General features: G+C 44.6%; 18 protein-coding genes, 2 pseudogenes and 1 riboswitch. Of the genes and pseudogenes, 17 read left to right on the forward strand and 3 right to left on the reverse strand.

Going from position 1 to position 22,046, the window contains the following annotated elements; translation table 11 throughout:
* The first annotated feature begins 11 nt into the window (after positions 1-11).
* The 16 genes and pseudogenes from M5E81_RS02125 (at position 12) to M5E81_RS02190 (ending at position 17,847) form a co-directional block, all read left to right on the forward strand.
* Entirely contained in the window at positions 12-3,143 is a 3,132-nt protein-coding gene (locus M5E81_RS02125) for an efflux RND transporter permease subunit (protein WP_249747759.1), read from the forward strand.
* Positions 3,144-3,560: 417 nt separating this feature from the next.
* A pseudogene (locus tag M5E81_RS11370) lies at positions 3,561-3,686 on the forward strand (sodium pump decarboxylase); the annotation flags it as partial.
* Between the two features lie 89 nt (positions 3,687-3,775).
* Positions 3,776-4,909 carry a sodium ion-translocating decarboxylase subunit beta gene (locus tag M5E81_RS02130; protein ID WP_021719525.1) on the forward strand — a complete coding sequence of 378 codons (1,134 nt, stop codon included), beginning with the start codon at positions 3,776-3,778 and terminating at the stop codon, positions 4,907-4,909.
* A 494-nt stretch (positions 4,910-5,403) separates the two neighbouring features.
* Positions 5,404-5,529 (forward strand): annotated as a pseudogene (locus M5E81_RS11375) (OadG family protein); the annotation flags it as partial.
* Positions 5,530-5,753: 224 nt separating this feature from the next.
* Entirely contained in the window at positions 5,754-6,887 is a 1,134-nt protein-coding gene (locus M5E81_RS02135; protein ID WP_249747760.1) for a sodium ion-translocating decarboxylase subunit beta, read from the forward strand.
* A 651-nt stretch (positions 6,888-7,538) separates the two neighbouring features.
* On the forward strand, positions 7,539-8,813 hold the full coding sequence (locus M5E81_RS02140) for an SLC13 family permease (protein ID WP_249747761.1): 1,275 nt from the start codon (positions 7,539-7,541) through the stop codon (positions 8,811-8,813).
* Between the two features lie 510 nt (positions 8,814-9,323).
* Complete coding sequence (locus M5E81_RS02145; protein ID WP_249747762.1) at positions 9,324-10,598, forward strand: SLC13 family permease; 1,275 nt, start codon at positions 9,324-9,326, stop codon at positions 10,596-10,598.
* A 318-nt stretch (positions 10,599-10,916) separates the two neighbouring features.
* Positions 10,917-11,990: an efflux RND transporter periplasmic adaptor subunit gene (locus M5E81_RS02150; protein ID WP_009144641.1), complete on the forward strand. Its 1,074-nt coding sequence runs from the start codon at positions 10,917-10,919 to the stop codon at positions 11,988-11,990.
* A 15-nt stretch (positions 11,991-12,005) separates the two neighbouring features.
* Positions 12,006-12,746 (forward strand): ABC transporter ATP-binding protein, encoded by a 741-nt coding sequence (locus tag M5E81_RS02155; protein ID WP_249747763.1) that lies wholly within the window; start codon positions 12,006-12,008, stop codon positions 12,744-12,746.
* A 19-nt stretch (positions 12,747-12,765) separates the two neighbouring features.
* Positions 12,766-13,980, forward strand: coding sequence for an ABC transporter permease (locus tag M5E81_RS02160; protein WP_009144643.1), 1,215 nt, complete (start codon positions 12,766-12,768; stop codon positions 13,978-13,980).
* A 59-nt stretch (positions 13,981-14,039) separates the two neighbouring features.
* Positions 14,040-14,213: a hypothetical protein gene (locus M5E81_RS02165; protein WP_154645642.1), complete on the forward strand. Its 174-nt coding sequence runs from the start codon at positions 14,040-14,042 to the stop codon at positions 14,211-14,213.
* A gap of 42 nt (positions 14,214-14,255) precedes the next feature.
* Entirely contained in the window at positions 14,256-14,870 is a 615-nt protein-coding gene (nadD, locus tag M5E81_RS02170; RefSeq protein ID WP_249747764.1) for a nicotinate-nucleotide adenylyltransferase, read from the forward strand.
* On the forward strand, positions 14,839-15,459 hold the full coding sequence (gene yqeK, locus M5E81_RS02175; protein ID WP_009144646.1) for a bis(5'-nucleosyl)-tetraphosphatase (symmetrical) YqeK: 621 nt from the start codon (positions 14,839-14,841) through the stop codon (positions 15,457-15,459). Before nadD ends, yqeK begins: the two co-directional genes overlap by 32 nt.
* An 11-nt stretch (positions 15,460-15,470) precedes the next feature.
* A complete protein-coding gene (locus M5E81_RS02180; RefSeq protein WP_009144647.1) occupies positions 15,471-16,559 on the forward strand; it encodes an LCP family protein in 1,089 nt (362 codons plus the stop codon).
* Positions 16,560-16,571: 12 nt separating this feature from the next.
* On the forward strand, positions 16,572-16,928 hold the full coding sequence (gene rsfS, locus M5E81_RS02185; protein WP_009144648.1) for a ribosome silencing factor: 357 nt from the start codon (positions 16,572-16,574) through the stop codon (positions 16,926-16,928).
* Positions 16,921-17,847 carry a CvfB family protein gene (locus tag M5E81_RS02190; RefSeq protein WP_009144649.1) on the forward strand — a complete coding sequence of 309 codons (927 nt, stop codon included), beginning with the start codon at positions 16,921-16,923 and terminating at the stop codon, positions 17,845-17,847. The genes rsfS and M5E81_RS02190 overlap by 8 nt, the downstream gene beginning before the upstream one ends.
* Positions 17,848-17,907: 60 nt before the next feature.
* Here the strand turns inward: M5E81_RS02190 and M5E81_RS02195 are convergent, their stop codons facing one another.
* Genes M5E81_RS02195 through M5E81_RS02205 form a run of 3 tightly spaced genes read right to left on the reverse strand, consistent with a single transcriptional unit; the run spans position 17,908 to position 19,690 of the window.
* Positions 17,908-18,663, reverse strand: a complete 756-nt coding sequence (locus M5E81_RS02195; protein WP_249747765.1) for an energy transducer TonB — start codon at positions 18,661-18,663, stop codon at positions 17,908-17,910.
* Positions 18,663-19,073: an ExbD/TolR family protein gene (locus M5E81_RS02200; RefSeq protein WP_009144651.1), complete on the reverse strand. Its 411-nt coding sequence runs from the start codon at positions 19,071-19,073 to the stop codon at positions 18,663-18,665. Before M5E81_RS02200 ends, M5E81_RS02195 begins: the two co-directional genes overlap by 1 nt.
* A complete protein-coding gene (locus tag M5E81_RS02205) occupies positions 19,073-19,690 on the reverse strand; it encodes a MotA/TolQ/ExbB proton channel family protein (protein ID WP_249747766.1) in 618 nt (205 codons plus the stop codon). Before M5E81_RS02205 ends, M5E81_RS02200 begins: the two co-directional genes overlap by 1 nt.
* Before the next feature lie 391 nt (positions 19,691-20,081).
* Here M5E81_RS02205 and M5E81_RS02210 point away from each other — a divergent pair, with 391 nt between their 5' ends.
* Positions 20,082-21,467, forward strand: coding sequence for an ATP-binding protein (locus M5E81_RS02210; protein WP_249747767.1), 1,386 nt, complete (start codon positions 20,082-20,084; stop codon positions 21,465-21,467).
* A gap of 295 nt (positions 21,468-21,762) precedes the next feature.
* Positions 21,763-21,932, forward strand: a riboswitch (cobalamin riboswitch).
* Positions 21,933-22,046: the final 114 nt, after the last annotated feature.

Genomic DNA, 22,046 nt, shown 5'->3' on the forward strand with positions numbered 1-22,046 from the left:
AGGTTGGCTAGATGGCTCGTTTCTTTATTGATCGCCCTGTATTTGCGATAGTACTGGCGATTATTATTACCTTATTGGGCACGATTGCCGGCTTCAGCCTGCCTATCGCCCAATATCCTAACATTACCAAACCGCGTATCAGCGTAAACACCAACTATGTAGGTGCGAGTGCCGATATCGTTGAAAAGGCTGTAGCACAAACCATTGAGCAGAAGGTCAGCGGTGTAGAAAATATGCTGAACATGTCCTCCGTAAGTACCTCCAGTGGTGAGTACGAGCTCAATGTTGAGTTCAACCTGGAGAAAAACGCAGATATCGCTTCTGTAGAGGTTCAGAACCGTGTATCCCAGGCAACCAGCTCTCTGCCGAGCGAGGTTTCCGGTTATGGTGTTACTACTGCCAAAGAATCTGCCGAGACCATTATGTATTTTGGTCTTTATTCTCCTAAAAATACCTATGATGCTATGTTCTTAAGAACATATGCGGATGCGAACTTCCTGGATGCCGTAAAGCGTGTTAAGGGCGTATCTACCGTTGGCGAATATGGTCCGGAATATGCAGTCCGTATCTGGCTTAATCCTGAAAAAATGGCGCAACTGGGTGTAACTGTAACCGATGTTTCCAACGCTATCAAAACGCAAAACATTCAGGCAGCGGTTGGTTCTATCGGTAACCGTCCTACCGTTGACAAGCAGGAGCGTACCTATTCCGCAAGCGCTCAAGGTCGTCTGAATACGCCTGAGGAATTCGGTAACGTTATTATCCGTTCCAATAACGGCGATAACTTGAAGCTTAAGGATATCGCAACTATCAAAGAAGGTCCTCGTAATGACCTTATCGTCAGCAAGCTAAACGGCGGTGATTCCGTTGTATTCCCGGTATCCTTGACCTCCGATGCGAATGCTATCGAAACTGTTAAGAATATCCGCGAGGTATTAAAGGATGCTGAAAGCCGTTTCCCGGATGATATGAAGCTGATTGTTATTCAGGATAATACCCAGTTTATTACCGAATCCCTGGAGAAGGTTGCACATACCTTCGTTGAAGCCTTGATTCTGGTTATTCTGGTAGTATTCATGTTCCTGGGCAGCTGGCGTGCAACCTTGATTCCTATTCTGGCTGTACCTGTATCCTTGGTTGGTACCTTCGCTTCCTTCGTAATTTTGGGCTTTACTATCAACACTCTGACTGCTTTTGCAATGATTCTGGCTATCGGCCTTGTTGTCGATGATGCTATCGTTGTAGTAGAAGCAGTAGAGCATCATATCCAGGAAAACGGTATGTCTCCTAAGGAGGCAACCTACCGCGCTATGAACGAGGTTTCCGGTCCTGTTGTGGCTATTGCCTTCGTACTGTCTGCGGTATTTATTCCTGTAGCTTTCACCGGCGGTACTGTCGGTGAATTGTACAAGCAGTTTGCGATTACGATTTCTGTATCTATGATGCTTTCTGCTATTGTAGCTTTGTCCCTGACTCCTGCGCTTTGCTCCCTGATTCTGGTCAAGAAGGAAGAGGCGCCGAAGGGCTTTATCGGCAAGGCTGTAAAAGCATTTGACGATTGGTTTGCAAGAACGCTGGCCAAATACGTGAAAAACGTTGAAGGCTGCATCCGTAAATCTAAGCTTATCCTGACCTGCCTTGTTGTTGTGGTTATCTGCATCGGTTTCCTGGCGAAGGCAACGCCGACAGGCTTTGTGCCGAACGAGGACCAGGGCATGACTGCTGTATCCATAGCTTTGCCTGAGGGTGCTTCCAGTAACCGTACGCAGCAGATTATGGCAGGCCTTGCACAAAATATGAGAAAGCTCCCCGGCGTTAAAAACGTTATGGAGGTTAGCGGTATTGATATCCTGTCCATGGGCCAGAAGGCTAACGCTGGCCTGGCAGTAGTTACTATGGAGGACTACAGCAAGCGCAGCAACAGTGTACAGGATGTTATTCCGATGATTTTCGGCATGGGCGCACAGATTCCTGATGCAACCGTTATGGCCTTCCAGCCGCCTTCTCTGCCCGGTGCTTCAAGTACCGGTACTCTGAGCCTTTATCTCATGAACCTTGGCGGTGAGGATGTTAACACCATGGGTGAGCGTGCTAATGAATTTTTGGCTGCTTGTCGCAAGCGTCCGGAAATCGGTATGCTGTACACTACCTTGAACACCAATACTCCTATGTATCAGTTTGAGGTTGACCGTGATAAGGCACAATCCCTGAACGTTCCTGTATCTACTGTTTATTCCGCATTGCAGGCGTTCTTAGGCGGTAACGAAATCAACGATATCAATAACTTCGGCCGTACTTGGAAGGTTGTTATGCAGGCTGATGAAAAATATCGTACCGGTGTAGAGGATATGCGTTACTTCTTTGTACGCAGCAATGACGGCAAGTCTATTCCGCTGAATACACTTGTAAAGCCTACTCCTAAGAACAGCTCTGTTGTTATGACACGCTTTAACGGTGCCAGTGCGATTATGATTTCCGGTGACCCTGCCAGCGGTTATTCCTCCGGTCAGGCTATGGCTGCTATTGAAGAGGTTGCTAAGCAGGTTCTGCCTAATACCTATACCTACGAATGGACCGGTCAGAGCCTTGATGAGATTGAAGCCGGCAGCCGTTCCACTCAGATTTTCATTATCTCTCTGATTTTCGTATTCCTTTGTCTGGCAGCTCTGTATGAAAGCTGGACAATTCCTCTGGCAGTACTGCTGTCTGTACCTTCCGCAGTTTTCGGCTGCTTCCTGGTACAGTATGCACGTGGTCTGCAGAATGACGTTTATATGCAGATCGGTCTGATTACCTTGATTGGTTTGGCAGCAAAGAACGCTATTCTGATTGTCGAATATGCGAAGATGAATATGGAGCAGGGCATGGATGTTGTACATGCGGCTGTTGAGGCTGCTCATGTCCGTCTGCGTCCTATCCTGATGACCTCCTTCGCCTTCATCTTAGGCTGTCTGCCTTTGGCTATTGCTACCGGCCCGGGCGCTGGTGCGCGTGTATCCATGGGTAACGCCGTAGTTGGTGGTATGACCATCGCTACTCTCTTTGGTATCTTCCTGATTCCTGTACTCTTTGTAGTTGTTGAACGCTTCTTCAGCCACAAAAAGAAGGGGACTCCCGAAGATAATGTAACCGAGCAGCTGTAATGCTGCTAAAAAACGCCGCTCAAACGAGCGGCGTTTTTAATTTTCAATAGCTGGTTTTAGGCAGTAAAATGCATATTTTTAATTTTATACATAAATAATAGCATAGAAGTTAATGGCTATTCTGATTTGAAAAGCAAGCTCAAAAAGCCTGCTTTTTTAAGTTACATAAGTAAACCAATCCTTTTCAATAACAAAAGTGCTTTTTAAATTTTAATAACAATAACAAATTTAAAACGAATACAATCTGTAAGTAAACTAAGACCGTCCGTTTATTATGTGTGACATAAGCAACGGAATAACAGCAGAATTATTTTTATACTTAATTCAGCAAGGCAAAAAGGGGTGTTTGAAGTCAAATATCCGGAAGCATATTGCGGTAAATATTATATTTAAATTTATTTGGAAGGGGTGATTTATATGGGTTCCGTAACAACTAATCCGTGGCTGATTTCTATTATCAACATGACAATCGTTTTTGGTGTGCTCATTGCTTTAGGTGTACTCATGAGTATGATTCAGTTGGTTGACCCTACTAGAAATAAGCATTGAAGCAAATGATGCACTTTTTCCTTGTCTGATCTATTAACAAATGCACTTATTTTCCCGATATGGGCCAAGAGGAGGATTATTCTATGTTTGAGGCATTTATCGTCGCTTTGGCTTCTGTTTGGGCAGACTCAGGTTTTTCTGCTCTGACAAGTGGCAACGTAATTATGATTGGCGTTGGTCTGGTTCTGCTTTATATGGCTATAGGCAAAGGTTTCGAGCCTTTGCTGTTGTCACCAATTGCCTTTGGCTGTATCCTGGCTAACATTCCTAAAAACGGTTTCGAACAGCCGGGTGTTATGTCCGTTATTATGTATGGTATTCACCATGAAGTATTCCCGCCGTTGATTTTTCTGGGCGTTGGCGCAATGACCGACTTCGGTCCGCTGATTGCTAATCCTAAAACCTTGCTTTTAGGTGCTGCTGCTCAGATTGGCGTATTTGTATCTTTGATGGGCGCTATGGCGTTGGGATTTACTGTACAGGAAGCATCCGCTATCGGTATTATCGGCGGTGCTGACGGCCCGACAGCTATTTATCTGGCAGCTAAAATGGCTCCGCATCTTTTGGGTGCTATTGCCGTTGCAGCTTATTCCTACATGTCCCTGGTACCGCTGATTCAGCCGCCAGTAATGAAGCTGTTTACTACCGAAAGAGAACGTAAGATTGTTATGGAGCAGCTGCGTCCGGTAAGTAAATTTGAAAAGGTCGTTTTCCCGATTATGTGCACCATCGTTATTTCTCTGCTGCTGCCGCCGGTAACAGCTTTGATCGGTATGCTGATGCTTGGTAATCTGTTCAAAGAAGCAGGCTGCCTGGATCGTCTGTCCGATACTGCACAAAATGCATTGATGAACACCGTAACCATTATGCTGGCTACCGGTACCGGTCTTACCATGAGTGCTGAGGCCTTCCTGAACTATCAGACTATCCTGATTATCTGCTTAGGTCTGGTTGCTTTTGCTGCAGGCACCTGGGGCGGTGTAGTATTCGGTAAGATTATGTGCATGGTAGACGGTGGCAAGACTAACCCGTTGATTGGTTCCGCCGGTGTATCCGCAGTTCCTATGGCTGCCCGTGTATCTCAGATTGTCGGTCAAAAGGCTAACCCGGCAAACTTCCTGCTGATGCATGCTATGGGTCCTAACGTAGCAGGCGTTATCGGTACTGCAGTTGCTGCAGGTACCATGTTGGCTATGATCGGCCCTGTTGCTAAATAAACAGTTGTTGTAACATCTCTCCCCTAAAAGTGAAGCCCATCCGGTAAAACGGATGGGTTTTGCTTTTATTTAACTTTAAATAGACTTGCAGTCATCAGGCCGCGGCTGTTTGAAAGCAAAAAAATAACCAGTTCGCAGCTGGTTATTTTTTATTGCCAAAACTAAATTCGCAGTCGTTTCAGCATTCTCCCAATCTCTCTTTAGACAAATTGAAAACTGAGAGGATATTAAATTGTTGCTTTGCAGTATTTATTTTAGCAAACTGAATATGACAATCTGTTGCACAGGCAACAAAAACGATTAATGAACTTTTGAAATAGTATAGAAGGTAAAGTTAAGCAATAATGTAAATAAAGTAACTGTTTGACGGAAAACAGTGTGACCTGTGCAACAGAAGATAAAAAAATATAACTTTATACTTATTAAAGTAAGATAAGCATCTTGCTTATAGAACTTAGTTCCCCTTTAATTATCTTAGGAAGAGGTGATAAACAGTGGGTTCTGTAACAACAAATCCGTGGCTGATTGCCATTATCAATATGACCATTGTCTTTGGAGTTCTAATCGGATTAGGCATGTTGATGAGTTTAATCCAGGTAGTTGATCCTACCAAGGCTAAATAAGATTTAGCTGAAACAAGGTTTCAAAGCAGTGCTGCTGCTTTAAGCAGCTTCATAAGAAGAAATGACATTTTCTGATGTTCTGCTTGCGTTGCAAAGCAGACCACAGGTAGACTAGGGGAGACTGTGGTGATACAGTTAAAATGAAAGTGTTGTAGCATTATTGTGGAGCTTATTTGCACTTATAACATCCCAATTAAGGGAAACAAGGAGGAAAAATTCACATGTTTGAGGCATTTTTTGTTGCTTTGTCTTCTGTATGGGCAGACTCCGGCTTCTCTGCACTGACAGGCGGTCATGTAATCATGATCTGCGTTGGTCTGCTTCTGCTTTATATGGCTATTGCTAAAGGTTTCGAGCCTTTACTGCTGTCCCCGATCGCATTCGGTTGTATTCTGGCTAACATTCCTAAAAACGGTTTCGAAGAACCTGGTGTTATGTCCGTTATCATGTACGGTATTCACCACGAAGTATTCCCGCCGCTGATCTTCTTGGGCGTAGGCGCTATGACCGACTTTGGTCCTCTGCTGGCTAACCCGAAAACCCTGCTCCTGGGCGCTGCTGCACAGGCTGGCGTCTTCGTAGCTCTGCTGGGCGCTATGCTGCTTGGCTTCTCCGTACAAGAAGCTGCTGCTATCGGCATCATCGGTGGTGCTGACGGCCCGACTTCCATTTACCTGGCTGCTAAAATGGCTCCTCAGCTGTTAGGTGCAATCGCAGTTGCTGCTTACTCCTACATGTCTTTGGTTCCGCTGATTCAGCCTCCTATCATGAAACTGTTCACCACTGAAGCTGACCGTAAAATCGTTATGCAACAGCTCCGTCCGGTTTCCCACTTCGAAAAAGTTGCATTCCCGATCATGTGCACCATCGTTATCTCCCTGCTGTTACCTTCCGTAACCGCTCTGATTGGTATGCTGATGCTTGGTAACCTGTTCAAAGAAGCTGGCTGCCTGGATCGTCTGTCCGACACCGCACAAAACGCTCTGATGAACACCGTAACCATTATGCTGGCTACCGGTACTGGTCTGACCATGAGTGCTGATGCATTCCTGAACTATCAGACCATCCTGATCATCATCCTTGGTCTGGTTGCTTTCATCGGTGGTACTGCTGCCGGCGTTATCTTCGGTAAGCTGATGTGCATTGTAGACGGTGGCAAGACTAACCCGTTGATTGGTTCCGCCGGTGTATCTGCAGTTCCTATGGCTGCTCGTGTATCTCAAGTTGTTGGCCAAAAAGCAAATCCGTCCAACTTCCTGCTGATGCATGCTATGGGTCCTAACGTAGCAGGCGTTATCGGTACTGCAGTTGCTGCAGGTACCATGTTGGCTATGATCGGTCCTGTTGGTAAATAATTTATACTGAAACTCCCCTGAGGACGCGCTGCAAGGCGCGTCCTCTTAATTTTTGCCTAAAAAGCGGTCCGGAATACTAAACTGTCACATTTTAAACAAAAAAGATGGCATTTTTGTGTCCTCAATCAGTGGACATGTACTGTTGGATTACATTCAACATAAAAAATGAAATTAGCACCAGCTGTTAAAAATAACTTATAGAAGGTACTAAAAAAATTATATGAATCGCAAACCCTTGATATAATGGGCTTTGGAGCAGAAGGCTGCAATTTATCAAAGCAGATTTTATAAAGAGAATTAAGATAATTTTCAGACAAAAGGCTTATGCACGTTTCAAAAATCATTTACTCATAGTTTAACTTAATTCCGGAAAAGCATATAAAAGCATAAAAATAAAACACCATGACAGTAATGTACATAAAATACAATATAGAAGTATGCAACAAGAAAACACCATTTACGTTAATAATGTAAATTTTTCAATAAAATAACTTTTTATTTTACGCTTATAGTGTTATAATAGGTACATGGAAATGCAAGAAAATACATAAGCGATTTCCGTAAGTTCTTTGAAAACTACATATTAATAGCTGATATAGAATGCCTCCCTCGGCATTGTATATAAATTAATTTTAAAAGGAGGAACATAAAATGTCCCCAGCAATCAAATGTCTTATTTTGTTGGCAGTAGTTGCATTATTATTTGTAACCGAACTTATCCCTCTCGCAGTTACTGCTACCGGCGCAGCTATCGCATGCGGCCTCTTAGGCTTGATTCCTGCAAAACAAGTATTCAGCGGTCTGTCTAACTCCACCGTTGTTCTGTTCGCAGGTATGTTCGTAGTTGGCGCTTCCATGTTCTACACCGGCCTTGCACAAGAAATCGGTAATACCGTAGTTAAAATGTGCGGCACAGGCGAAAACAGCCTGATGTTCGGCCTGATGATCGTTGGTACCGTACTGTCCGCAGTATTGTCCAACACCGGTACCGCAGCTTGCTTACTTCCTGTAGCACTCGGTATCTGCTCCGCAGCTAAGATTCCTGCTTCCCGTCAGTTAATGCCGTTGGCATTCGCTTGCGGTTGGGGCGGTATCATCACCATGGTAGGTACTCCTCCTAACATCATCGCTACCGGTGCTATGACCGCTGCTGGTCTTGAGCCTTTCGGTTTCTTCGAATTCGCTTGGATTGGTATCCCGGTTTCCGTAGCTGGTATGATTTACATGATGTTTGTAGGCAAATATTTACTCCCGAACAAACAACTCGATGCTGACCAAGAAATCGAGCAAGAAATCGAAGCAAATGAAACCTCCAAATCTAAACAAATGGTATCTGGCGTTATCCTGTTGGCAGTTGTTCTGGTAATGGCTCTTGGCATTAAAGGTATTACTTTGGAAATGGCAGCAATCATCGGTGCTCTGGTTTGCGTACTGACCGGTTGCTTAACTGAAAAACAAGCTTATGCTTCTATCGACTGGGTAACCATCTTCCTGTTCGCTGGCATGATGCCTGTATCTAAAGCAATGGATGTAACTGGCGCTGGCAAACTCATCGCTGAATGGACTGTTGGCCTGATGGGCGGCTCTCCTTCTCCGTTGGTTGTAACCGCAGTTCTGTTCATCCTGTCCTGCGGCCTGACTCAGTTCATGTCCAACACCGCATCCGCAGCTCTGCTGTGCCCGATCGGTATTGCAATTTCTAAAAACCTGGGCGCTGACCCGAAAGCAGTTCTGATGGCTATCGCTGTTGCAGCATCCTGCGCATTCGCAACTCCGGTAGGTACTCCTCCGAACACCCTGGTACGTGGCCCTGGCGGATACAAATTCATGGACTATGTTAAAGCTGGTACCGGCCTGGTTCTGGTAGCTTTCGTAGTATCCCTGGTTGTTATCCCGATGGTATGGCCGTTCTTCCCTGGCAAATAATTTGTTAGGTTAGTAAACTAAAATACAAATCAATCCCCGTCACGAAAGTGACGGGGATTTTTGTTGTTCAAAATATGCCTGAAAGCACCGGAGATATGTGATTTTAAGGGTGAGCACACAGACATATTTTTAATAAAAAAGGTTTGTGAATCGATAAAATCATAAACAAACAATACTATGTATAAATATACAATAAGCTTAGTGGAAGAACATGTAAAGCACAGGAATAAAATAAATGAAAAAGGCTTGCAAATTTGTCAGAAGTGTGTTAAACTTAACACTGTCGACAATTAAGTAATTAAAGTAAGTGAAAAAGCCGATTAAGTAAGTAATGTAAGTGAGGGAAACTAAAAGCCTTCAACTACTTAAAACTTGGCTAAAATGTAAGCTCTATAACTTGTTAATGATAGAACTTACTGATAACTTGTAGAATTATTTTATTGATGACCTTCAGTGTGTATAGTGACACACAGACAACAAAACATTTTTATTATTTTAAGGAGGAAAACAATGTCCCCAGCTATCAAATGTCTTATTCTGTTGGCAGTAGTTGCATTATTCTTCGTAACTGAACTTATTCCTCTCGCAGTTACTGCTATTGGTGCCTCTGTGGCATGCGGCCTGTTAGGCCTGATCCCTGCTAAGCAAGTATTCAGCGGTCTGTCCAACTCTACTGTAGTACTTTTTGCAGGTATGTTCGTTGTAGGCGCTTCCATGTTCTACACCGGCCTGGCTCAAGAAATTGGTAACACCGTAGTTAAAATGTGCGGCACCAGCGAAAACAGCCTGATGTTCGGTCTGATGCTCGTTGGTACTGTAATGTCCGCAGTTCTGTCCAACACCGGTACCGCAGCTTGCATGCTGCCGGTTGCACTGGGCATCTGCTCTGCAGCTAAAATTCCTGCTTCCCGTCAGTTAATGCCGTTGGCATTCGCTTGCGGTTGGGGCGGTATCATCACCATGGTAGGTACCCCGCCGAACATCATTGCAGTAGGTGCAATGAATGCTGCCGGTATCGAGCCGTTCGGTTTCTTCGAATTCGCTTGGATCGGTCTGCCTATCTCTGTAGCTGGTATGCTCTACATGATGTTCCTGGGCAAATATCTGCTCCCGAACAAACAACTCGATGCTGACCAAGAAATCGAGCAAGAGGTAGAGGCTAACGAAGTTTCCAAATCTAAACAAATGGTATCCGGTGCTATTCTGCTGGGCGTTATCCTGGTAATGGCTGTTGGTATCAAAGGTGTATCTTTGGAAATGGCAGCAATCATCGGCGCTCTGCTGTGCGTACTGACCGGCTGCCTGACTGAAAAACAAGCTTATGCTTCCATCGACTGGGTAACCATTTTCCTGTTCGCTGGCATGATGCCTGTATCCTCCGCTATGGATAAAACCGGCGCTGGTAAACTCATCGCTGAATGGACTGTTGGCCTGATGGGCGGCGCTCCTTCTCCGCTGGTTGTAACCGGTGTACTGTTCATCCTGTCCTGCGGTCTGACTCAGTTCATGTCCAACACTGCATCCGCAGCTCTGCTGTGCCCGATCGGTATTGCAATTTCCCAAAACCTGGGCGCTGACCCGAAAGCAGTTCTGATGGCTATTGCTGTTGCAGCGTCTTGCGCATTCGCAACTCCGGTAGGTACTCCTCCGAACACTCTGGTACTCGGCCCTGGCGGATACAGATTCATGGACTACCTGAAAGCTGGTTGCGGTCTCGTAATCGTATGCTTCATCGTATCCCTGATCGTTATTCCGATGGTATGGCCGTTCTTCCCTGGCAAATAATTCCAGTCTGTCGATAAAGCACCATATGCTTCATCGCAAATGCCTTGACGTACCAGAAGTACGCCGGCGACATCTGCTCCTCGCCTCAGGCACTTTCTCGTCAGCCTGGTGATTCAAAATGATAAGGCAACAAATGCTTTGACAGTCAAAATGCAAATCAACCCCTGTCACGAAAGTGACGGGGGTTTTTGTTATATGTGTTGAATTTTGTTAATGGTGCCATAAAAAAAACACATCTTTTTGCTATACTTGCTTTGACCTCAAAAAGAGTAGAGGTTATAATAGTAAAGGAATATATTTAAGAATGAGGGATGCAAAATGATGAGTTTCGTGAAAAAGAATAAATATATCCTCGTAGCGGCTGCGATTTTGCTCGCAGGCAGCTATGGTGGCTATAAATATTATCAAAGCACGCAGGTTACAACTACTGCTGTTAAGATGGGCGAAGTAAAAAAAGGTAACATTATGCAAACTGTTTCGGCAACCGGCGCATTAAGCGCACAGGATAATGTTGATATCAGCTCCAAGATTACCGGACGAATTGTTGAGGTACTGGTTAAAGAAAACCAGCATGTCAACGCCGGTGACGTACTGGTGCGCCTTGATGCAACATCTTTGAACGCAACGCTGGCTCAGATGCAGGCCAAGCTGCATAATGCCCAGGCTAACTATGAGCGTAATCTGAACCTGCTGAACCGCGGTGCTATCAGCCAATCAACATTTGACAGCGTGGAAGCAGATTATCTTGTAGCCAAGAGCAACTATGAAAAGGCTGCTTCTGATGTTAATGATACTGTTATTACCACACCGATTTCCGGTTACATTATCGGTAAGCCTACACCGGTTGGCCAGACTATCAGCTCCGGTATCAGCACACCGCAGGTTATTATGTCTGTGGCAACACTGGATAATATGGAGATTGAAGCACTTGTCGATGAATCCGATATCGGTCAGGTTAAGGACGGGCAAAAGGTAAAGTTTACTGTTGATGCTTATCCCAACGAAACATTTACCGGTAAGGTACGCTTGATTTCCCGTAGTGCAACTACGGAAAACAACGTTATCTATTATAAGGTTTATGTTACTGTTGATGATGCTAAGGGCAAGCTGCTGCCGACTATGACAGCAAGAACCGAGATTATTATCGATGAAGCAAACGATGTAACCATTGTGCCTTTAAACTGCATATACAGTGAGGGCAGCCGCCACTACGTAAAGGTATATAACGAAAAGACTAAGGAAACACGTGATGTAGATGTAAAACTCGGTCTGACAAGTGACAGCGAGGTAGCTGTTACAGCAACCGGTCTCAGCGTTGGTGACAAGCTGCTGGTGAAGAAGGCTGTCAGCAAGCAGACCAGTAACAGAATGGGCCCCCCGCCGATGCACTAAGGAGGCGTTAGCTTTATGTCTGTTATCGAATTAAAAGATATTATGAAAACCTATCAGATGGGTGACAGCGTGGTACACGCGCTTTATCACGTAAATCTCAAGATAGAACCCGGTGAATTTACTTCTATTATGGGGCCTTCCGGCAGCGGTAAATCCACGATGATGAATATTCTCGGCTGTCTGGACAGACCGACATCCGGCGAGTATTTTCTTGATGGCAAGGAGATTGCTGGCTATGATGACGATGAGCTGGCGCATACACGTAATGCAAAGATAGGCTTTGTCTTCCAAAACTTTAATCTGCTAGCTAAGCTGACAGCACAGGAGAATGTAGCCTTACCGCTCGTATATGCCGGTGTAGATGAAGAAGAACGCATGGAGCGCGCAAAGAAGGCGTTGGAGGCCGTTGGTCTGGGCGAGAGACTTGAGCATAAGCCTATGGAGATGAGCGGTGGTCAGCGTCAGCGTGTAGCCATTGCCAGAGCCTTAATCAATAACCCGGCTATTATAATGGCCGATGAGCCTACAGGCAATCTTGATACCAAATCCAGTTACGAGATTATGGATATTTTCAAAAAAATGAATGAGAGCGGCAAGACTGTGGTTATGGTTACCCATGAACCGGATATTGCCGAGCAGACGAAGCGTATCCTGGTAATGCGTGACGGACAGCTGGTAAGTGATGAACGCAGCGGCGGTAAGACTGATTATGTTGCTATAGAGCTGCAGCATATGCGCTACGGTACGCAAAGCTGATAAAGGAAGGTAGATATTTATGTTGAATGAAAGCATTAAAATGGCTTTGCAGGGCATGGTTTCCAATAAACTGCGCACCTTCCTGACGCTTCTTGGTATTATCATCGGTGTTGGTGCCGTTATTGCGATGGTCAGCCTGGGCTTTGGCCTGAAGGAGAATGTTAAGAGCAATATCTCCAAGCTGGGCAGTAATCTGTTGATTATCACTTCCGGCGGCCGTACCTCTACCGGTGCACGACTGGCAGCAGGTGAAGGCGTTAAGCTGACGTATGATGATATGCAGGCTATCGGAAAGCAGGTTGACGGCATTGCCAACATTACGGCTAGTGTCAACAGAAGCTATCAAATGGTTGCAGGCAATCAGAACTGGACCAGCCGTGTTGAAGGTACAACGCCCAGCAACTTTACCATTTCCAGCCTGGAGGTTGATGACGGACGTATTTTGAATGATCGTGACCTCATAAGCCGCGGCAGAGTGGCAGTTATCGGTAAGACTGTTGCTGACAGTTTGTTCCCCGAGGGCAATCCTGTTGGTAAGATTATGCGTATTAACAAGGCACCGTTTCAGGTTGTCGGTGTTTTGAAAAGCAAGGGTCAGGGCAGCATGGGCATGGATCAGGACGACGTGGTTTATGTTCCCCTGACTACGGCACAGAACCGTATGATGGGTATTACGAATGTACAGCGCATCACAGTGCAGGCTGAAAATGAAAATATTATCAATGATGTGCAGGCCGATGTAGAACAGGTGCTGCGCACCCGCCACAAAATTAAAGAGGGCGCTAACGATGATTTTACTGTAGGCAACATGGCGCAGATTATGGAAACTATGATGGAAACAGCCAATAATATTACGATACTTCTCGGCTGTATTGCTGCTATCAGCCTTTTGGTCGGCGGTATCGGTATTATGAATATTATGCTGGTGTCTGTAACGGAGCGTACGCGTGAGATTGGTATCCGCAAGGCTTTGGGTGCAACATATAATAATATCCTGCTGCAGTTCTTGGTTGAATCCATGGTAATAGGTATTATCGGCGGCACATTAGGTGTAATGCTTGGTATCGGTGCTTCCTGTATTATCAGCAGTATGGCAGGATGGAATACGGTTATTTCCGTCTGGGCGATTGTTATTGCGGTAATCTTTTCGGTCGGCATCGGACTGTTCTTCGGCATTTATCCGGCACGTAAGGCAGCGCTGCTTGATCCGATTGATGCTTTGAGATACGAGTAAAATAATATGATAAAGTGAAGAGAGGTTATCTTCACTTTATCTCTAAAATTGGAGAAAAAATGACAAAACGAGAACCTAAACCCCCTACATTTAAAGATTATTTGCAGGCCTTTTCAGATTATCTGAGAAGGCCTAAAACTGTTTTTGATGTTAAAGACCGCACAAAGGGAATTTTATTGCTTATTGCGATAATAATTCTGCTGCAGAAGGTTGTACAAATGCTGAGTGATTGATATAATAAAATAATAGAAAAGTGTTGAGCAAGGAGGATGACTGTGACGGGAAAGGGACTTGGTGTTTTAGGCGGGACCTTTGATCCTATTCATATAGGGCATCTGCGTATTGCTGAAGCTATTTACGAACGTATTGCACTGGAACAAATTATTTTTATCCCGGCTTTTGTACCACCGCATAAGGTAGGACAGGATTATGCGCCGGCAGAGCATCGTTATGCGATGACCGAACTGGCGGTAAAGCCGTATACGCATTTTACCGTGTCGGATATGGAGTTGCGGCGTAGCGGCGTATCCTATACGATAGATACCCTGCGAGAGCTGCGGCAGATATATCCGGATAAGGAGCTTTATTTTATTATCGGAGCTGATTCGGTGGCTCAGCTGCATACATGGAATTCTATCAACGAAATGCTGCAGCTGGCAACCTTTGTAGCTGCCGGCAGACCGGGTTACGAAGGTGTGATGGAAGAAGTAGTGCATCATTTGGGCGCTGCTGCCGCAGAAAGAATTATGTTGCTGCATACACCCGAATATGATATTTCATCTACCGAAATAAGGACAAGGCTGCATGAAGGAGCGAGCCTGGCGGGTTTGGTGCCGCAGGCTGTGGAGCAATATATCAATGCTCACAATTTATATCAAAGGCAGGGATGAAGCAGAAATGATGACAATAGACGAAATGAAACAGCTTTTGCAGGCTTCCTTGCCGCCGAAGCGTTATAAACATTCTGTACACGTTTACGAAACCGCTTTGGAACTGGCAAAGTCACATAAGCTGCCGGAAGAAAAAATAGCGATTTGCGCGCTGCTGCATGATTGCGGCCGTGAGGTTGCCAGCAAGGAAAGTGCGGCGGAGGCAGATGCACTGGGAATTGCTATTGATGATGTAGAACGTAATCAGCCGATTTTGCTGCATGCCAAATTAGGTGTATACTATGCGCAGACCAAATATGGTGTAACAGATAAGGAAATTTTGGCAGGGATTTCGCAGCATACAACCGGTGCCGCCCACATGACGGATTTGGCAAAGGTTGTATTTTTGGCAGATATGATTGAACCGGGAAGAGATTTCCCGGGGATAGAGGATTTGCGCAAGCTGGCACATAAAAGCCTTGATAAAGCAATGCTTAAGGCTTACAGCAATACTATTGAATATCTGCTTGCCGGCGGACAATTAATTCATCCGCATTGCATTGACGGTTATAATGAGCTGATGCTGGCGCAGAAATCAGTTAACAAATAGGCAGGGCAAGTATGGAAGAGAATAATAATCAACAGCAGCCGGCAAAACGTCGCATCAGGCGGAAGTTTCGCTGGGGAAGATTGCTTTGCTTGCTGCTTTTTGCAGGACTTTTAGGAACAGCACTTTTTTTCGGAACCTGCTGGATTTATAACAATTTTATCAATCCGCCGCATGTAAGCGTAACTGCGGCAGATGATAAAATACGTGATGACCAGAAGCTCAATGAACGCATCAACGTTCTGCTGCTGGGAATTGATGATGGTGACAGCGAAGCGGCGGAAAGCGAGCCTAAGCGTACAGATGCGATTATTTTGCTGAGCTTTGATCCGCAGAATAATAAGGTTGCGGTTTTATCTATTCCGCGTGATACGAAGGTAATACTTCCGGGACACAAGGATCCGGAGAAGATTAATGCGGCTTATGCCTATGGCGGAGCTGTGATGGCGAAGCAGACTGTTGCTAATCTGCTGCGTGTACCTATCCATTATTATGCGTTGGCAAACTGGCGTGGTTTTATTGATGTCGTAAATTTAATCGGCGGCGTAGATATTTACGTAGACAAGGATATGTATTACGAGGATCCATATGCTGATTTGGTTATTGATATCAAGCATGGCTATCAGCATATGGATGGTGAAACTGCCGGTAAATATGTGCGTTTCCGCAAGGATGAGCTTGGTGATATCGGACGCGTGCAAAGACAGCAGAAATTCCTGAAGGCAGCGGCTGAGCAGATGTTTTCCGTGCAAAATGTAGCTAAAATAAGCAATCTGCTGGCAACGTTGGACAAATATGTAGAAACAGATCTTAATACGTTGACGATGCTTAAGGCTGCCAACAGTTTTAAGCTGTTTGGCGATGATAAGCTGCGCAGCTGCATGCTTTATGGCAAATTTGACGATAGCTCCGGTGTAAGCTATTGGAATGCCGAGCAGGCTGACGTAAACAAATCCTTGGATGAGCTGGGTATACCTTATCTTAAAGATGAGGAAGATACCGCAACAGAAGCAGAAGAAGAGCCGAAGGAGCATCTGCAGCCTAAGGATAGAGATGAATTGGAAAAAGAAGCAAAGTTTGCTGAAAAGGCAAGCAATAATTAAGGAGGATGTTTAATGGAAACTAAAGACATTGCACAAAAAATTGCGGCTGCGGCCAATGACAAAAAAGCAAAGGATATACTTTTATTAAATATGGAGGGCTTATCTCCCGTTACAGATTTTTATGTAATCTGCAGCGCCGGCAACAGTACTCTGGTTAAGGCAATTGCTGATAATATCGAGGATAAGCTGGCAGAAGCAGGCGTGCATCCTACCCATAAGGAAGGCTATGCCGACGCACGTTGGGTACTGTTGGATTACGGTGATGTTGTTGCTCACGTTTTCCTGGAGGAAGAACGCGATTTTTATAATTTAGAGCAGCTGTGGGCAGATGCTCCGTCTGAAAGCTTTGTGGAGAATACGGATGATTGATAATAAAAAATTCAGCAGAGCTAAAAAGGCTCCTGTTGTTACGAACAATACTAAATACCGCCCCGGTGATGTAGTCAGCTTAAAGGTTGTACGTATGAATGAAAATGCAGCCTTCCTTGACGCAGGCACCGGTAATACCTCTGACGATATCATGCTGCATAAGCTGCAGCAGACCTCTGAGGTTAATATTGGCGATGAGGTAAAGGTATATCTTTACCTTGATCCCAGCAAGCGTCTGACGGCCAGCATGAAGCTGCCGAAGATGCGTGAAGGCCAATTAGGCTATGTACGTGTGCTGAGCGTTACCCGTGACGGCGGCTTCGTTGATATCGGCGCAGAGCGTGGTGTGTTCCTGCCCTATAGCCAGATGCGCGGCCATGTAAACCCCGGTCAGCTCGTGTGGGTAAGACTGTATCGCGATAAGAGCGGCCGTCAGGCTGTGACGATGCGCGTAGAAGAAGATATGGTGAAGGCTTCCAAGCCTGCAGAAGGCTTGAAAATCGGTGACAAGGTTACCGGTACGATTTACAACATTCTGCCGGAAGGCTTCTTCCTTTTTACCAACCAACGCTTTATTGCTTTCCTGCATCGCAGTGAAGTGCCCGGTGGCAGACTTGATTTCGGCCAGGAGGTTACCTGCCGTGTAACCTATCTGCGTGAGGACGGACGTATTAACGTTTCTATGCGTCTGCAAAAGGAGAATGCACTTGTTGCGGATGCTCAGGATATATATGATTTCCTGGTGAAGCGTAACGGCAGCATGCCTTACTGCGATTCTACGCCGCTGGAGATTATCAAGCAGAAGTTTGGTATCAGCAAGGCTGCCTTCAAGCGTGCTCTGGGCCATCTGATGAAAGAGGGCAAGGTGCGTCAGGAGAACGGCTGGACCTATCTGACGGAAGGACAGCAAGAAAAGTAATTTTAATATTTGAAGCACAAAAAAACCTGTTAGCTGAGTTTTTCAGCTAACAGGTTTTAATTATCTCAGTCTGAAGGTGAAGGGTAAGCGCAAATAGCAGCGAACCTTTTGGCCGTTAGTACCGACAGCGCTGGTGAAGCGCCATTTATAAGCGGCATTGATACCTGCCTGGTCGAGGTTAGCGTTACCGCTGGAGCTTACGAGGGTAACCTCATCAACAGTACCGTTGGTGTTTACCAGAAGGCGTACAACGCCTGAACCGGTGATGCCTGCATTGCGTTCTGCAGCAGGATATACAGGGTCAATCTTGCGCACGATACGCGGCATAATTGCAACAGAAGCGTTGCCGCTGCCACCGCCGCTGCCACTGCCTGTACCGCTGCCGTTGCCTGTGCCGTGGCCGCTGCCGTTACCGCCGCCACTGCCGGAGCCGGTGCCGGGGCCGACACCGCTGCCATGGCCGCTGCCTTGACCTGTGCCGCTGCCCTTACGGGCAACCTTTTTCACAGCAGATTTTTTATGTACAGGTTGAGGCTTATTCTCATCGTTTTTCCAGATAGCCTCCGGATCCGGTGTAGGCTCTTCCTGCACATCTTCTTCAGTAGAGTTTTCTTCGTCGTTTGCATTACTGTCTTCAATGTCGGCATCATTGCCGCCACCACCGCCGCCGCCGCCAAACAGTGATACCTCTACGATATCGTTAGCAGGCGGATGCGATAAATTAAACAGTCCGACGAAGCTTACGAAAAGTAAGATAAAAATATGTGTTACGATAGAACCGATAAAGCCGATTCTACTGCGTTGACCAGAATTCATTATTTACCAGCTCCATCCGTTGCCAAACCAAAGCGGGTAATACCTGCGCCTTTAAGTTTATCAATAAGTTCAATAACACGACCGTAATCAACATCCTTGTCTGCTCTGATAACAATAGCAAAACGAGGATTATTTTTTTGTTCGATTGAGGATTGGGTTATTAAAGACTGGATATCTGTCGGCGCATCGCCAAGATAAAGAGAGCCGTCATTTTTCAAGGATACAGCGAAAGTTGTCGTTGTATCCGTAGCAGCATGTGCTGCCTGCGGCAGTTTAACGGGAATGGTTTTCAGGTCGATCATGTACATGGTGCTGAGCATGAAGAATACCAGCAGAAAGAACATGATATCGATCATAGGGATAATAATAAGCTCCGGAGTTTTTCTGTCACGTACATTGCGCAGCTGCATTATTTACCACTCCTTGTTTCTGCTTCGAGAAGAGCACTGAAGCATTGCTCCATGTCGGTAATCATATTATCCATACGATGGGCAAAATAAGAGTGTGCGCACAAGGAAAGAATAGCTACGCAAAGACCGGTAGCAGTAGCGATAAGTGCTTCGCCGATACCGCCGGTGATAGCGATAGGAGCGCCGGATTCCAGGTTGAAGATACTGAAGGCACCGATCATACCAACGATGGTACCGAGCAGGCCCAGCAGCGGGGACATAGTAACAATAATAGCAAGGTAGTCCAGTTTATTTTTCAGTTTAGCAATGAAAATACCTGCCTGGCTTTCCAAAAATGCTTTTTGTTGTTCTCTGCCATCGGTAATTTTAGCTGCATCAGCAACGATTTTAGCGCATTCGCCGTTGGTTGCTTCTGCTAATTGAAAAGCTTCTTCTCTTTCGTCAGCTCGCAAAAGTTCGCAATACTTAGCGGCAAATGGCTGACCGCTGTCTTCTGCCTTGTAAAACAGAAAACGCTCAATTGCAATTGCAATTACTGCGATTGAACAGAAAAGCAACGGCCACATAACGAGACCGCCTTTGTGAAAATACATGATTGTTTGTTGAATTGCTTCCATGAATTGCCTCCTAAAAATACTCATCAAAAAATTTTTGGCAGCAGCAACTGCCTCAGCTTGTTTTGAAAAGTGTTACAAGCTGAATAAGGTTAATTTATAGTATATATTATCAATATGCAAAAAGCAAGAGGTAAGAAAAGATAATTAGCTAAAAGTGTTTAGAATGTAACAGTGAGTGACTTAAGGTAGCAGGAAAATAAAAGCAAGGAATTTCTTTATGTAGAAATAAATGGGAAAGACATAAAATGATTTGGGAATTCAAAGCATATTTTTAGTTTTTCCGGAGTTTTTCTCATTCATCTGCCTATCTCTTGCAGATTTCCTTACAATGGTATATAATTTATCTAATCCAGATTATACAAATCACGATTAGATAAATGAGGTGAGTAAGATGTTCATCGGTCGCGAGGAAGAATTAAAATTTTTAGAGGACAGATATAATAGTGCGGACGGTCAGCTTATAGTGCTTTACGGCAGAAGGCGTGTAGGCAAAACAGAGCTGCTGCGTCAATTTTGTCAAGATAAAGAGCATATTTTTTATACTTGTACAGAAATTATTGATGAAAAACAGCTTGAAGCGTTTAGTCAGCGATTATTGGAAAAAAATCACCAGGCGGCAAAATATATTACACGCTTCAGTGATTGGGAGCAGGCCTTGCTCAGTATATCGGAGCTGGCAAAAGAGAAAAAAATAGTAGTTGTTATTGACGAATTCCCCTATATGGTAAAAGGGAATAATGCTATTCCTTCTATTTTGCAAAAGCTGTGGGATGAGGTTTTAAAGCAGTCTAATGTAATGCTGATTTTGTGTGGCAGCGCAATGTCATTTATAGAAAAAGAGGTTTTAGCAGAGAAAAATCCGCTTTATGGACGTGCTACAGGAATTTTAAAAATGCAGGCAATGGATTTTTATTCTGCACAACAGTTTTTTCCTAATTACAGCACGGAAGACAAAATTACTGCTTATGCAATTTTGGGCGGCATTCCGCATTACTTAAAGCAGTTTTCCGATAAGTACTCTTTGGGTGAAAATATTGTACGCAGTATTTTAAGCAGAGGCAGTGTGCTTTACAGCGAAGTGGAGTTTCTTATGCGTCAGGAGCTGCGTGAGACAAGCGTTTATAATGCAGTGATTGAAGCTGTGGCTTTAGGCAATACACAATTAAATGATATTCATCAAAAAACGCAGATTGATAAAAGCAAGCTGAGCGTATATTTGAAAAATCTTTTGGAATTGGGAATTATGTGTAGGGAGTTTTCTGTGGATGCCAATATTAAAGAGCAGGCTAATACACAGAGAGGCTTATATAAGGTTACCGACAATTTCTTCGGTTTTTGGTATGCCTTTGTGTTCCCGAATTTATCTGAGCTGGAATCAGGCGATGCAGGAGGGATTTATCAATATGTTGTCAAGCCTGAGCTAGAGCGTTTTACATCGTATGTATTTGAAGATGTTTGCCAGCAATATTTGCGTAAGCAGAATAGAAGACATGACTTGCCATTTTATTTTACGAAGATTGGCCGTTGGTGGAACAAGACTGATGAAATAGATATTATGGCAGTTGATTACAGGCAAACGCAAATACTTTTGGGTGAGTGTAAATATAAGCACAGACCGGTGGATGTAAAGGATCTTAAGCATTTCTTAGCAAAAAAAGTAGCGCAGGATAAGAGTTTATATTATTATTTCTTTTCCAAAGCCGGTTATACAGAGCAGGCGGTTGCTTATGCGGCAGAACAGGGAATAAAGTTAGTTGGCTTGGATGAGCTGGTGTAGGTGTAAGAGAAGTCATAAAATATTTCTAGTGCTTTGTAGATCTTTAGAGGAATAGCTTTGCGACAAAGTTTTGCATATAGAGCAGGGGCAATTAAAGTAGTTAATCTAATCCAGATTATACAAATCACGATTAGATAAATATTTGGAAGCATGGAACGCCGGAAGCTTCAAAGTTTTTACTTTGGACTTTCCGGTGTTTTTGATTTCCAGTAATTGTCTGTTTTATTGACAGAAAATCAGAGATGTGCTATAATTCTGACAAATAAAATGTAATAAATATAACATTAAAAACAAAAATGCTAGAACTATCAGGTGTCGAAAGACTTAATAAGTAAGCAGGTGCGAAGCCTGCGCTGTCACGCAGCTGTAAAGTGGAGCAAGCCTTAATTATGTCACTGGGAAACCGGGAAGGCAAGACTTGCGAGGAAACTGAGCCAGAAGAATTGCCTGAAGAAGTTAACGGGAGTGTACTGCGAGCGACAGGAGACTGCTAGAGGAATAAGTGCGTCTTTCTGTAATTTTGCAGGAAGGCGTTTTTTCTTGCCGGGAAAAACGTGTAAGATAAATTTCCTATGTTAT

The sequence above is a fragment of the Phascolarctobacterium succinatutens genome (assembly GCF_023497905.1).
Lineage (GTDB): Bacteria > Bacillota > Negativicutes > Acidaminococcales > Acidaminococcaceae > Phascolarctobacterium_A > Phascolarctobacterium_A succinatutens.